At 72.6% G+C, this 13,345-nt stretch carries 9 protein-coding genes and 1 pseudogene; 6 read left to right on the top strand and 4 right to left on the bottom strand.

The window, feature by feature from the left end; genetic code table 11:
• Positions 1 to 91: 91 nt before the first annotated feature.
• The 4 genes from ACZ6X9_RS03120 to ACZ6X9_RS03105 all read right to left on the bottom strand — a co-directional run bounded on the left by ACZ6X9_RS03120 (position 92) and on the right by ACZ6X9_RS03105 (position 6,494).
• Positions 92 to 1,069, bottom strand: a complete 978-nt coding sequence (locus ACZ6X9_RS03120; protein WP_469776157.1) for an ABC transporter permease — start codon at positions 1,067 to 1,069, stop codon at positions 92 to 94.
• Between the two features lie 105 nt (positions 1,070 to 1,174).
• Positions 1,175 to 2,965, bottom strand: coding sequence for an ABC transporter substrate-binding protein (locus ACZ6X9_RS03115; protein WP_469776156.1), 1,791 nt, complete (start codon positions 2,963 to 2,965; stop codon positions 1,175 to 1,177).
• 92 nt (positions 2,966 to 3,057) lie between these two features.
• Positions 3,058 to 4,041, bottom strand: a complete 984-nt coding sequence (locus tag ACZ6X9_RS03110; RefSeq protein ID WP_469776155.1) for an ABC transporter permease — start codon at positions 4,039 to 4,041, stop codon at positions 3,058 to 3,060.
• A gap of 332 nt (positions 4,042 to 4,373) precedes the next feature.
• A complete protein-coding gene (locus ACZ6X9_RS03105) occupies positions 4,374 to 6,494 on the bottom strand; it encodes a S9 family peptidase (RefSeq protein WP_469776154.1) in 2,121 nt (706 codons plus the stop codon).
• A gap of 238 nt (positions 6,495 to 6,732) precedes the next feature.
• Here ACZ6X9_RS03105 and ACZ6X9_RS03100 point away from each other — a divergent pair, with 238 nt between their 5' ends.
• The 6 genes and pseudogenes from ACZ6X9_RS03100 to ACZ6X9_RS03075 all read left to right on the top strand — a co-directional run bounded on the left by ACZ6X9_RS03100 (position 6,733) and on the right by ACZ6X9_RS03075 (position 13,330).
• Positions 6,733 to 6,927 (top strand): hypothetical protein, encoded by a 195-nt coding sequence (locus ACZ6X9_RS03100; RefSeq protein WP_004954526.1) that lies wholly within the window; start codon positions 6,733 to 6,735, stop codon positions 6,925 to 6,927.
• Between the two features lie 106 nt (positions 6,928 to 7,033).
• Positions 7,034 to 7,969: an N-acetyl-1-D-myo-inositol-2-amino-2-deoxy-alpha-D-glucopyranoside deacetylase gene (gene mshB, locus ACZ6X9_RS03095; RefSeq protein WP_469776153.1), complete on the top strand. Its 936-nt coding sequence runs from the start codon at positions 7,034 to 7,036 to the stop codon at positions 7,967 to 7,969.
• Entirely contained in the window at positions 7,963 to 8,346 is a 384-nt protein-coding gene (locus tag ACZ6X9_RS03090) for a DUF6113 family protein (protein WP_469776152.1), read from the top strand. Before mshB ends, ACZ6X9_RS03090 begins: the two co-directional genes overlap by 7 nt.
• 228 nt (positions 8,347 to 8,574) lie before the next feature.
• Positions 8,575 to 8,802 (top strand): annotated as a pseudogene (locus ACZ6X9_RS03085) (hypothetical protein); the annotation flags it as partial.
• A 2,831-nt stretch (positions 8,803 to 11,633) separates the two neighbouring features.
• Entirely contained in the window at positions 11,634 to 12,593 is a 960-nt protein-coding gene (locus ACZ6X9_RS03080) for an ABC transporter ATP-binding protein (RefSeq protein WP_469776151.1), read from the top strand.
• On the top strand, positions 12,590 to 13,330 hold the full coding sequence (locus ACZ6X9_RS03075) for an ABC transporter permease (protein ID WP_469776150.1): 741 nt from the start codon (positions 12,590 to 12,592) through the stop codon (positions 13,328 to 13,330). The genes ACZ6X9_RS03080 and ACZ6X9_RS03075 overlap by 4 nt, the downstream gene beginning before the upstream one ends.
• Positions 13,331 to 13,345 lie beyond the last annotated feature (15 nt).

Raw genomic sequence — 13,345 nt, 5'->3', positions numbered from 1 at the left:
GGGGGAGCGGCGACCGGGTCCGGGGGCGCCTCGGCCGGGTCCCGGGCGCCCCGGCCGGGTCCGGGCGGGGCCCGGCCGGGTTCCGGGGACCTCAGCCGAGCCGCACGCGCGGGTCGATCACCGCGTACGCCGCGTCCACGACGATGTTGGCGACGACGATCGCCGTACAGGCGACGAGCATCACGGCCATCAGCGTGGGCAGGTCCGTCTCGCTCACCGAGGAGACGGCGAGCCGGCCGAGCCCGTGCAGGCTGAAGGTGAACTCGGTGACGATCGCCCCGCCGAACAGCGAGCCCAGGTCGATGCCGAAGAGGGTGACGATCGGCGTCATCGCCCCCCGCCAGGCGTAACGGAAGAAGACCGTGCGACGGCCGAGGCCTTTGGCGCGGGCGGTACGGACGTGGTCCTCGGTGAGCTGCTCGATCATCTGGGAGCGCGTCATCCGGCTGTAGTTGGCGATGAAGATGATCGACAGCACCAGCCACGGAATGACCATCCCGGTGAACCACTTCACCGGATCCTCGGTGATCGGGTAGTACGCCGGATTGTCGAACCAGTGCAGTCCGCTGACGAACACGGCGAGCGCGACCACGCCCACGAAGTAGATCTGGAGCGAGTTGCCGATCAGCGACAGCGAGCTGAAGAACTTGTCGATCCAGGTGCCACGGAACGCGGCGGCGATCATCCCGATGCCGACGCCCACGACGAGGAAGACGACGGCACCGCCCAGGGCGATCGACAGGGTGGTCGGGAAGCGGTCCACGATGGTGTCCCAGACCGGCTGCTGGTTGGAGAACGAGTAGCCGAGACAGGGCGCCGGGCAGTGGCCCACCGAGAAGTCACGGCCGGTGAAGATGCCGGTCATGTAGTGCCAGTACTGGACGGGGACCGGCTCGTCCAGACCCAGGTTCTCGCGGATGACGGCCAGCGCGTCGGGCGTGCAGTTCTTCCCGCACGACATCAGGGCGGGCTCGGAGGGCAGCGCGAAGAACAGGAAGAAGGTGATCGCGCTGATCAGCAGGACGATGACGATCGCGCCGAGGAACCGGCGGACGAGGAATCTCAGCATGGCTGCGCGCTCTTCACGGGTCGGTGTCCGGCTTCCCGGTACGGAATGGGGGTGACCCTCGCGGGGCGGGGGCCGCCCGTGACCCGTAAGGGTCACCCCCTGAGGTCACTTCACGAACACACCGGTCGGGTCGATCGTCCCGTACACCGGGTGGTACTTGATCCCGCCCAGCCCCGAACCCCACAGCGAGAACTGCCGGTTGTAGAAGGTGGGCACGCCCGGCACGTCGTCGGTGAGGATCCGGTCGGCCAGCTTCTGCCACTCGGAGCTCGCCTGCTTCACATCCGTGATCCGCGTGATGCGGTCGATCTCCGCGTTGACCTTGGGATCGTCGAGGTGGCCGTAGTTCTGTGAGCCGTCGGCGATCTGCCGGCCGTCGAACAGCGGCGGCACGACGGTGGAGGAGACGGGCCAGTCGGCGCCCCAGGAAGTGCGGTAGATGTCGAACTTGTTGCCCACTTCGGAGATGGAGGTCCGCCAGGTGTTGGCGTCGACCTCCTTTTTCTGCACCTTGAAACCCGCGCGCTCCAGGGCCTGGGTGATGACGACGGAGACCTTCTGCTGTACGTCGGTGTTGGCGTACGCGTAGACGATCTCCTGCCCCTCCTTCCCCGCCTCCTTCAGCAGGGCCCGGGCCTTCTCCGGGTCGCCCGCGGGTTTGTCCTTCTTCCCGTAGGGGTCGGTCGGCCGGTAGCCGTCCATGGCGGGGGAGAGGTAGTTGGTCGCCACGACGCCCGCCGTCGCCCCGCCGTTCTGCTGGAGGATCTGCCCGTTGGGCATGGCGTAGGCGAGCGCCTTGCGGACCCTGACGTCCTTGAGGCGGGTGGTGTTGAACGAGACGTAGTCCACGTACGGCTGGATCTCCAGCAGCCGGCGCGCCTTGGTGTCCTTCTGGCCGAGGACCTTCTCGGTCATCTCGGGGGCCACGGCGTTGCTGAAGGAGAACGCGTTCTTGTCCCCGCCCTGGTCGGTGAGGAGCCGCCGGGTGGAGTCGGCGAACTGGTGGCCGAAGCTGATCTCGAACCGGTCGGCGTACTGGTGCCGGATCGGGTCGGTCTTCGGGTCCCAGTGCTCGTTTCGCACCAGGGTCAGCGACTTGCCGACCTTGTAACTGCCCACCTTGTATGGCCCTGAGGAGAAGGGCGCGTTGTCGTACTTGCGCTGCCCGTCCTTCTCGGCCTTCACCGCGCCGATGTTGGGCATGGCCGTCGCGTACGGGGCGTCCGCGTGCGGCGCCTGGAAGTGGAAGACGATCGTCTTGTCATCGGGGGTGTCCAGGACGGACGACGGCAGGTGCTTGCCCTGGTACGGGCCGTCGGGCAGCGCCTTGCGGAAGGCGTTGCCGTCGCCGCTGAGCCACTGCGGGATGTAGAGCGGCCCGTCGGTCTCGAAGGGGGCGTAGAGCCGTTCGATGCCCCACCGGACGTCCTTGGACGTGATCGGGGAGCCGTCCTCGAACTTCAGCCCCTCCTTGAGCGTGAACTTCCAGGTCTTCCCGCCGTCCGACGGGGTCCCGGAGTCCGTCGCGAGGTCGCCGACGACCTTCACCCGCCCCTTGTCGTCGACCTTGTACGAGGTGAGGGAACGGTTGTAGAGCATCTGGTTGGTCAAAACGTCGGCGAAGTAGATCTGGCCCGGGTCGAGATGGTTGAAGGCGTCCCGTTGGAGGACGGTGACGGTGCCGCCCTTCTTCGCGCCCGGGGCCTCGGGAGCGGGGCCGGCCGCGTCGGCCGCGCTGCCGATGGAGTAGTTCGCGGAGACGGTCTTGTCCTCGCCGGGGCCCTCGCTCTTCCCGTCGCCCCCACCGCCTCCGCCGCCACTGCTGCACGCGGAGACCACCAAAGCCCCGGCGGCCAGGGCCACGGCGTACGGGACCCTGCGGTCGTGTCTCCTCATGGGGTGCACCTGCCTGTCCGTGTGGTGACGTTGCCGTGCCGTGCTGTGTGGTGCTGTGCTGTGCCGTTTCGTGCGGTGCCGTCGGCGCCGGGTCAGCGCTGGGTCCGGGGGTCGAACGCGTCCCGGACGGAATCCCCGAGGAGGTTGAAGGCCACCACGAAGAGGATCATCGCTATCCCGGGGAAGAAGATGTAGGTGATGTCGCTCTCGTAGTACTTGGCGCCGTTGGCGAACATCCGCCCCCAGTCGGGGGTGGGCTCCACGATGCCGACACCGATGAAGGAGAGGCCCGCTTCCGCGGTGACCAGGGCGGGGAGCATCAGGGTGGACTGGACCAGGATCGGTGTCCAGAGGTTGGGCAGCAGCTCCCGGCTGATGATCCGCCACGGCGACGCGCCCGTGACCCGGGCCGCCTCCACGAACTCCCGCTCCCGCAGGCTCAGTACCTGCCCGCGCAGCAGTCGGGCCAACCCCATCCAGCCCAGCGCCCACAGCACCACGATCAGGGTCACCACCCTGAGGTACGTCGGGGTCTCCTTCTCCGGGCTCACGAACAGCGAGTAGACGACCGGGGTGAACGCGACGAACGACAACTGCTGCGGAAAAGCGAGCAGGAGATCGATGAACCGCCCCAGGAAGTAGTCCGTCCGCCCGCCCGCGTACCCGGCCGTCACCCCGATCAGCACCCCCGTCACCACGCACAGCACGGTGGCCGCCGCGGCGATCAGCAGCGAGGTACGGATGCCGTAGACGAGCTGCGTCAGCACGTCCCGGCCCAGCGTCGGCTCGATACCGAACCAGAACCGGCCGGAAATCCCCCCGTTGGGGGCGATCGGGTAGCCGTACTCGTTCAGCAGCCCGGTCTCGTCCAGCCCGTACGTCGTCGTCGGACTCTTCCCGTACAGCTTCGAGATCAGCGGGGCCGCGGCCGCCACGGCGAAGAAGAACAGCACCACGCAGGCGGAGACGACGCCCGCGCGGTCGCGCCGGAAGCGCAGCCACATGAGGCGGCCGGGCGAGCGGCCTGCGAGTTCCGGGACGGGAAGCGCCGGGGCGATCGGGGAAGGACTCGTCATCGCGCGGCCCCCCGCTGAGTCGTGAGTGGACCCGACGCGTGATCGGCCTCACACGTCGGTTGGACGGGACTGTGGCAACGGGGTTACCGCGCAGTCAAGAGGGCTGCGGTGGGTGGGCGGGTTCTTGAGCGAAGGTTGTGCGGATTGAGGTGGTGGTGTGCTTGACAGGTGCCCCTGCGGGGGGCTGTGCCCCGGTCCCTCCCTTTCACCGTTTCCTGGGGACGGGCTGGAATAGCCCGTCCGGCGATTGAGGACGAGCGGCGGAGCCGCGAAAAGGGGGGTCTGGGGGCACAGCCCCCAGGACACGGTGAAAGGGCGGGACCGGGGCACCCTCACCCACCCAACGACCGCCGCAGGAAGTCCACCTGCAACAGCAACAGGTTCTCGGCCACCTGCTCCTGCGGAGTCATGTGCGTCACCCCGGACAACGGCAGCACCTCATGCGGCCGCCCCTCCGCCAGCAACGCCGAAGACAGCCGCAACGTGTGCGCCGCCACCACGTTGTCGTCGGCCAGCCCGTGGATGAGCATCAGCGGCCGCCGCTCCGGAGCGGCCCCCGACAGCCCCCGTTCGGTCACGAGCGAGTTCCGCTCGTACACCTCGGGCCGCTCGGCGGGCAGGCCGAGGTACCGCTCGGTGTAGTGCGTGTCGTACAGCCGCCAGTCGGTGACCGGCGCTCCCGCGATGCCCGCGTGGAAGACGTCGGGGCGGCGGAGGACGGCGAGGGCGGCGAGGTAGCCGCCGTAGGACCAGCCGCGGATGGCGACGCGTCCGAGGTCGAGGGGGAAGCGGCCGGCGAGGCCGTGGAGGGCGGCGACCTGGTCGTCCAGGGTGACGCCGGCGAGGTCGTCGCGGACCGCCTTCTCCCAGGCGGGGGAGGTGTGCGGGGTGCCCCGCCCGTCGGCGACGACCACCGCGAAGCCCTGGTCGGCGAACCACTGGGAGGTGAGGTGGGCGTTGTGCGCGGCGACGACGCGCGGCCCGTGGGGGCCGCCGTAGGGGTCCATCAGGACGGGCAGCGGCCCGTCGCCTTCCCGGTAGCCGGTGGGCAGCAGCACGGCACACGGGATCCCGCGATCCCCCGCCCGGGTGAACCGGGGGCGCGCGGAGAGCACGGGGGTCTCGGCGAGCGACGCCACGGTGGCCACCGGCTTGCCGTCCCGCAGCACGACGGCCTCGCTCCCCGGCCGGTCCGGCACGGCCGAGACCAGCACCGTGACCGCCCCGGAGCGCACCGCGGAGTGCCGCCCGTGCCGGTCGGAGAGCCGCTCCGCGCCTTCCTCGCCGATCCGCCAGACGTGCGCCGAGCCCGGCTCCGGATCGTCCGCGGCGGCCCCGGGACCCGCGCTGACCAGCACCGATTCATCGGTGATGTCGAGCACCGCGCGGACGAACAACTCGGGTCCGGTGAGCGCCCGTTCCCCCACGACCAGGGCGCGCGCCCCGTCGACGTCGGCGATCCGCACCAGTCGGCCGTCCGGGGTCCAGGCGGGCACGCCGGGGAAAAGATCCAGCCATTTCGCCGGGTCCTCCTCGGTGAGGAGCGCGCGGGTGGCGCCGGTGGCGGTGTTCACCTCCAGGACGGTCTGGGTGCGCTGGTCGCGAGTCTGGACCAGCAGCAGCGGCGGGCCGCCGGCGGACCAGTGCACCCGGGCCAGGTACGGGAAGCGCGTCCGGTCCCACGTCACGTCCTTACGGGAGCCGTCCAGGCCGAGCAGGGCCAGCGAGACGTCCGCGTTCGGGGTGCCGGCGGCGGGGTAGGCGACCTCGGCCGGGGCCTCGGCGGGCCGGGCGGGGTCGGCGATCCACCAGCGGCGCATGGGTGTGTCGTCCACCCGGGCCGCCAGCAGGGCATCACCGTCCGGCGACCACCAGAAGCCGCGCGAGCGGTCCATCTCCTCCGCCGCGACGAACTCCGCCAGCCCCCAGGTGACGTTCTCCGACTCCGGCTCGGCCAGCGGCCGGTCGCCGCCGCCGTCGGCCTCCACCACCCGCAGCGCCCCGCCCGCGACGTACGCCACGTGCCGGCCGTCGGGCGACGGCCGCGGGTCCGCGACCGGTCCCGGAACGGGGAGCTCGACGGCGCTGCCGCCCTGGAGCTCGGCGACGAACAGCCGCCCGGACAGGGCGAAGGCCGCCAACTCGGCGGCGCCGTCCACCGCGTAGCCCACGATGCCCGCCGAGCCCTCGCGCGCCCGCTCGCGCCGCGCGCGCTCCTCGGGCGACAACTCCTCCTCCGCGCCGCCCAGCAGCACCGCCGGGTCGCCCGCCGGGTACTCCCGGCCGTCGTCGAGGTCGAGCACCCACAGCACATGGGAGCGGTCGGTGCCGGAGCGGGAGCGGAGGAAGGCGACGCGTGAGCCGTCCGGCGCCACGGTGAACGCCCGTGGCGCACCCAGGGTGTAGTGCTGCGTCCGGGCGTACTGGCGGGGGAACGAGAGCTGTCCGGTCATGCGGCCGAGCCTAGGGCCGGCCGGTGCCGCGCGGCGAGAAGTCACCGTGCGCCCCGGGCGCGCTCCTGTGCACCGAGTCACGGGAGCTGTGCGGAAAGTTATGATCCCTCACGCAGAGGGTGACGTCCCCGTACCGCGTCCCCGCATCCCGCCGCGTGCTCCCACGGGCCCGTGCGCGCCGTTTCGACCTGCCGTCCGTCTGCCGTCCTTTCGACCGCGTATCTGGAGGTGAACCGCTGTGGCGCTCTCGATTTCGGCGGTGGTGCTGCTGGCGATCATCGTGATCCTGCTCTGCCGGAAGTCGGGGCTGAAGGCGGGTCACGCCGCGATCTGCGTGCTGCTGGGGTTCTACCTAGCGAGCTCGACCGTCGCCCCCACCCTCCACCAGTTGACGAAGAGCGTCACGGCGATGATCGGGGGCATCAAGTTCTGACCGTGCCTCCGGGGCCCCCGTGCCTCCGGGCCCGCGGAGGCCGGTGTACCCGGGCGGCCCCGCGGTCGGCTGCCGCGCGGCGCCGTCCGGCTCGTAGGCTGTTCCCATGACCGACCTTCCCGGCCGCCGGCTGCTCCTGGTGCACGCGCACCCGGACGACGAATCGATCAACAACGGCGCGACCATGGCCAAGTACGCGGCCGAGGGTGCCCACGTCACCCTGGTGACCTGCACGCTCGGCGAGGAGGGCGAGGTGATCCCGCCGGGCCTCGCCCACCTCGCGGCCGACCGGGAGGACGCCCTCGGCGCCCACCGCGCCGGCGAACTGGCCGCCGCGATGAAGGAGCTGGGCGTCACCGACCACCGCTTCCTGGGCGGCCGGGGGCGCTACCGGGACTCCGGGATGATGGGCGCGCCGCAGAACGACCGGCCGGGCAGCTTCTGGAGAGCGGACGTCGACGAGGCCGCCGCGTCCCTCGTTGAGGTGATTCGCGAGGTGCGCCCGCAGGTGCTGGTCACCTACGACCCGCACGGCGGTTACGGCCACCCCGACCACATCCAGGCGCACCGGGTGGCCATGCGCGCGGTGGACCTGGCGGCGGAGCCCGCGTTCCGCCGGGACCTCGGGGAGCCGCACGGGGTCGCGAAGGTCTACTGGAACTGCGTACCGCGTTCGGTCGTCGAGGCGGGCTTCGCACGGCTGCGCGAGGCCGCGGCGGACGGTGTCTCTCCGTTCCCCGGCGTCGCCGCGCTCGACGACGTGCCGGGCGTGGTCCCGGACGACGAGGTGACGGCCGCCCCGCACACCGCCCCCTATGTCTCCGCGAAGGCGGCGGCCATGCGGGCGCACGCCACCCAGATCGTGGTGGACGGCCCCTTCTTCGCCCTCTCCAACGAGCTGGGGCAGCCGCTGCTCGCCGACGAGTGCTACCGGCTCGTCCGCGGCGAGGCGGCCGCCGCCCGGGAGGACGACCTGTTCGCGGGGCTCGCCGGGGACGCCGACGGGGCGGGACGCTCCGAAGGGGCGGGTGCGTCGTGCTGACCGGAACCCTGACGGCCGGGAAGGTCGCCTCCCACCTGGGCCTCCTCGTCCTCGGCTTCCTGGTGGGCATCGCGGGCGCGCTGGTGCAAGGCGCCTGGTTCCCCGGCGGGTTGCTGCTGGCCCTGCTGGCCGTCGGCGGCCTCTGCCACGGCGGACGGGTGCTGACGGGCGGCCGGACGGGTGCCGCCGTGGGCGGCGTCGGCTGGCTGCTCGCGGTGCTGCTGCTCGCCCTCAACCGGCCCGAGGGGGACTTCCTTTTCGAGGCCGGTCTCGGGTCGAACCTCTTCATGCTGGGCGGGATGATCGTCGTTGTGATCTGCGCCACCATGGTGCGGAATCCGCAACCGAAGGGGCGCGACAGCCGACTTGGCCCGTGAGGCGACTGTTTTGTCCGGCGTTTCGCCTGACTTTTCCTTGATGTCGCCCGCCCCCGTGCGGGCCGCGACGGTGCGTATCGCCTGTGGGCGACCGGGGTATCCGGCGGTCGTCAAGTGCGCGCCCGCGGTGCCCAGTATGGTGGTGGCGCCGCCGAGCCCCCCTGACCTTGGGCATGGGCGACCCGGGAGAGGTCGGAGGGCGGCGGAGAATAACCGGGAGAACCTGCTTTGAGCCGAGAATCTGACAGTCCGTCCTCCGGGCCCCAGGGCCGCGGTGGCGCCGCGTACCCGTCGGGGACTCAGCCCTACGGGCCCGCGGGCGACAACCGGCCGCACACCGGCCGCAAGCCGGACGCACCGAAGACCGAGACCACGCTGACCACGCGGATCCGTATCAACATCCCGGGTTCGCGTCCCATCCCGCCGGTCGTGATGCGCACACCCGTGGGCGACGAGGCGCAGACCGGCGAGGCCCCCGAGGCGCCCGGGACGCCCGAGGCCGCGGCGCGGCAGCGCGACGCGAACGAGCGTCCGCAGGCCGCCGCGCCCGCCCGGCGGCCCGAGCCGCCCGCCGCCGCCCCGGCCGCCGAGCCGGAGCGCCCGGCCGAGAAGACCAGCGACTGGTTCGCGCCCCGCAAGCCGGCCAGTGGCGCCACGCCCCCCGGCGGCTCGCCCGCGGCCGGCGAGAACGGCCTGCCCCGCCGCACTCCGGCGCCGCGCGGTTCCGTGCCCGGAACGGGCGCCGGCTCCGGCACGGGCGCGGCCCCCGGCATACCGCGCGACCTCGCCGGCGGCGGTGCCGCCCCGCACCCGCCGCTGCCCGGCGACCCGTCGGCGACGGGTGCCGTGCCGCGCCCGGGCGTCCCCGACGCGCAGGGGACGCAGGGCGGCGGTCCGTGGACCGGGGGGCCCGGCACGTCCGGCGACCCGTTCGGCGGCGCCCCGTCTCCGTACCCGCAGGCCCAGCAGAGCCCGCAGTCGCACCGGACGCAGCAGATGCCGGTGGGTGGCGAGGTGCCGTGGCCGGGTGACCCCGCGACGACCGGCTCCGGGCCCGTGCCCGGCGACCCGTTCGCGAACCCGGCGCAGGGGCAGGGGGCCCGCCCCGGCATGGACGGCGGCCAGGCACCCGGCCAGGCACCCGGCCAGGGTGGCGCGCCGTGGCCGGGCGGTCCGGAGACCACCGGGTCCATGCCGGTACCCGGTGACCCCTCGGTCACCGGCGCCACGCCGCTTCCCGGCGACCCCTTCCGCACCGCCCCGGCCACCGGGGGAGCGCCCTGGACCGCCGACGCGCTGACGGGCAACGCCCCGTCTCACCCCGGCAACGCCCCGTCCCACCCCGGCAACGCCCAGGCGCCCGCCGGCGCGCCGTGGAACGGGAACGCGCCGGGGAACGCCCCGGGCGCCCCGGAGACCACCCAGCAGTTCCCCGCGCCGCCGTTCCCCGGCCAGGGCCAGGGGCAGAACCCGGGCCCGGGCGGGCAGCAGGGCCAGGGCCCCCGCCTGCCGTTCCCCGTCGGCAACCGGACGGACACCCCGCCGGACGGCTTCCCCGCCGTGCCGCCGCCCGTGGGCCAGTCCCCGGTCGTGCCGCCGCCCGGCCCCGGGGCCGGACAGAAGCAGGGCCAGAACCAGAGCCAGAAGCAGAACCAGAAGCAGGGCAAAAAGAAGAAGGGCGCCGCCAAGGGCGCTCCGCAGGCCGCGCCGCAGGCGGGTCAGCAGGCAGGTCGGCAGCAGCGGCCCGGCCCGAAGGTGCCGCCGCCCGGCCCCACGGGCTCCGTCCCGCCGCCGCCCGGCGCCGCGCGCCCGAACCCGGCCGCGGAGACGCTGGTCAGCGGCATGCCGCCGGTGACCGCACCCGGTGGGCCGAAGGCCCCGGGCGGCCCGAAGGCGCCGCTCGACGGCGGCTCCCCCCGCGTCGCCGTGCCCAAGCCGCCCGTCGACAGCGGTGCACCGCGCATCGCCGTGCCCAAGCCCAAGGCGGGCGCGGCGGCCGGGCAGGGCGGTCCGTCGGTGCCCAAGCCCGGCGGTCCGTCGGTCCCCAAGCCGCCGGGCACGGTCCAGGGTGCCGCGCCGAGCGCGCCCAAGCCCCCGGCCAAGGCCGCCGCGAAGAGCGCGCCCAAGAAGAAGGGGCGCAACAAGCTCGTCCTGCTGGCCGGCGCGGTGATCGCCTTGGGCGGTGTCGCCTACGGCGCCGGTCTGGTGATGAACCACTCCGACGTCCCGCAGGGCACCACCGTGCTCGGTGTCGACATCGGCGGCAGCTCCAAGGAGCAGGCCGTGCAGAAGCTCGACGCCAAGGTCGCCGACCGGGCGAACGCGCCGCTGAAGGTGACCATCGGCGGCAAGAAGGCGGACCTGAAGCCGTCCGTGGCCGGGCTGTCCATCGACACCCAGGAGACCGTCCGCTCGGTCTCCGGCCGGGACTACAACCCCGTCACCGTCGTGGGCTCCCTCGTCGGCAGCGGCCGGAAGGTCCAGCCGACGGTGACGGTCGACGAGGAGAAGGTCGCCGCCGCGCTCAAGTCCCTCGCGGGCGAGTCCGGCGGTGCCAAGGACGGAACGATCCGCTTCGTTCCCGGCAAGGCGGTCCCGGTGTACGGCAAGTCGTACCAGGGCGTCGACGTCGACAAGGGCGTCGAGGCCGTGGCCGACGCCTACCGGGAGCGTGCCGAGACGGGCAAGGACGTCGCCGTGACGCTGCCGACCGTCAACCGGCAGCCGAAGGTGTCCAACGCCGAGGTGGACCGGATGATGGAGGAGTTCGCCAAGCCGGCGATGTCCGACCGGGTCACGATCCAGACGGACCCGCTGCACCGCGTCCAGTTCGGCCCGGCCATCTCCCTGCCGAAGATCCTCACGGTGAAGGAGGTCGGCGGCAAGCTCGTGGAGAGCTACAACCTCGAAGCGATCAAGGCGCTCTACGGCAAGAGCTTCGACGGCGTCCTGATCACGCGGGGGAACGGCAGCAAGACGCCCGTCACCCCGCAGGACGTCGCCGGCGCGCTCGGCAAGGCGCTGCGCGGCACGACGCCGGCCGAGCGGCTGGTCGTCATCAAGACGAACGTCGGCTGACCGCCGGCACGTCGTACGGAGGTCCCCGTCCCGGTCGCCGGTGCGGGGACCTGCCGCATCGGGTGCCGGTGCGGGGGCCCGCCGCATGCGAGGCTCGTGCGGGAACCTTCCGTATCCGGGCCCGGCGCAGCCGGTACATGACATCTGTCATGCCGAGCACACGACGGCCGACACTGCCCCGCGCGCCGCCGCCCGGCGAGGATGGTGCCATGACCATCACCGCAGGGACGTTCACGGGGGACAGCCGGCGCGCGGGAGCCGCTCCCGCCGTCAGCTTCGCGAACGTCAACAAGAGCTACGGCACCGTGCGCGCCGTGGCCGATCTCGATCTCCGGTTGTACCCGGGTGAGACCGTCGCCCTCCTCGGCCCCAACGGCGCCGGCAAGTCCACCACCCTCGACCTCCTCCTCGGCCTGAGCCGCCCCGATTCCGGCACCGTCGAGCTCTTCGGCACCACCCCGCAGCGCGCGCTCGAACAGGGCATGGTCGGCGCGATGCTGCAGAGCGGCGGTCTGATGGAGGAGGTCAAGGTCCGCGAACTGGTGCGGCTCGCCTGCGACCTGCACCCGCGGGCGTACCCGGTCGACCGGGTCATGGAGCAGGCGGGCATCACCGAGATCGCGGACCGGCTGGTCAACAAGCTCTCCGGCGGCCAGGAGCAGCGGGTGCGCTTCGCACTCGCGACGGCCGGCGCGAACGACCTGATCGTCCTCGACGAGCCGACGACGGGCATGGACGTCACCTCCCGCCAGACGTTCTGGGGCGCCATGCGCCGCCAGGCGGACGAGGGCCGCGCCGTCCTCTTCGCCACCCACTACCTGGAGGAGGCCGACGCGATCGCCGACCGCGTCATCGTCCTCCACCGCGGCCGGATCCTCGCGGACGGCTCCGCGGCCGAGATCAAGGCCAAGGCCGGCGCCCGCCGGATCGTCTTCGACCTGGACGGCGAGATCCCCGAGGCCGCCCTGCGCGCCCTGCCGAGCCTCGCCGGCCTGGAGGTCTCCGGGCGCACGGTCCGCATCCAGTCGCACGACGCCGACGCCACCGTGCACGCCCTGTACGGGCTGGGGCTGTTCCCGCGCAACCTCGAGGTCGCGGGCCTCGGCCTGGAGCAGGCCTTCATCGCCATCACCGACGCCGCCACCGCCGGGGAGGCGGTCTCCGCATGAACACCCTGGTCAAGCTGGAAATCACGCGCACCCTGCGCAACAAGAAGTTCATGTTCTTCTCGGTGCTCTACCCGGCGGCGCTCTACCTGCTGATCGCGTCCGGATCGAAGAGCGACGAGAAGCTGGGCGACACCGGGCTGACCTTCCCGGTGCTGTACATGGTCTCCATGGCCACCTTCGGCGCCATCACGGCCGTCCTGATCGGCAACGCCGAGCGCATCGCCAAAGAGCGCGAGAAGGGCTGGGTGCGCCAGTTGCGGCTGACCGCGCTGCCGGGCCGCGGCTATGTGACCGCGAAGATCGCCTCGGCCGCCGTGGTCTCCCTGCCGGGCATCCTCGTGGTGTTCGCCATGGCCGCCGCGGTCAAGGGCGTCCGCCTGGAGGCCTGGCAGTGGGTCTCCCTGACCGCCGTCATCTGGGCCGGCAGTTGCGTCTTCGCGGCGCTCGGCGTGGCCATCGGCTACCTGGCCACCGGGGACGCCGTCCGTCCCATCGTGATGATCGTCTACTTCGGTCTGGCCGCACTCGGCGGCCTGTGGATGCCCTCCGCGGCCTTCCCGCACTGGCTCCAGTCGATCGCCGACTACGTCCCCACCCACGCCTACGCCGGCCTCGGCCAGGCCATCGAGCGCGGCGACGCACCCGGCACCCGGGACGTCCTGCTGCTCGTCGGCTACCTGGTGCTCTTCAGCGGCGCCGCGGCCTGGCTGTACCGCAGGGACACCCACAAGGCGTGACCGGGCACCGGCCGG

It is taken from the genome of Streptomyces sp. NPDC052910 (assembly GCF_055585605.1).
This window is presented reverse-complemented; position numbering and strand designations above follow the sequence as displayed.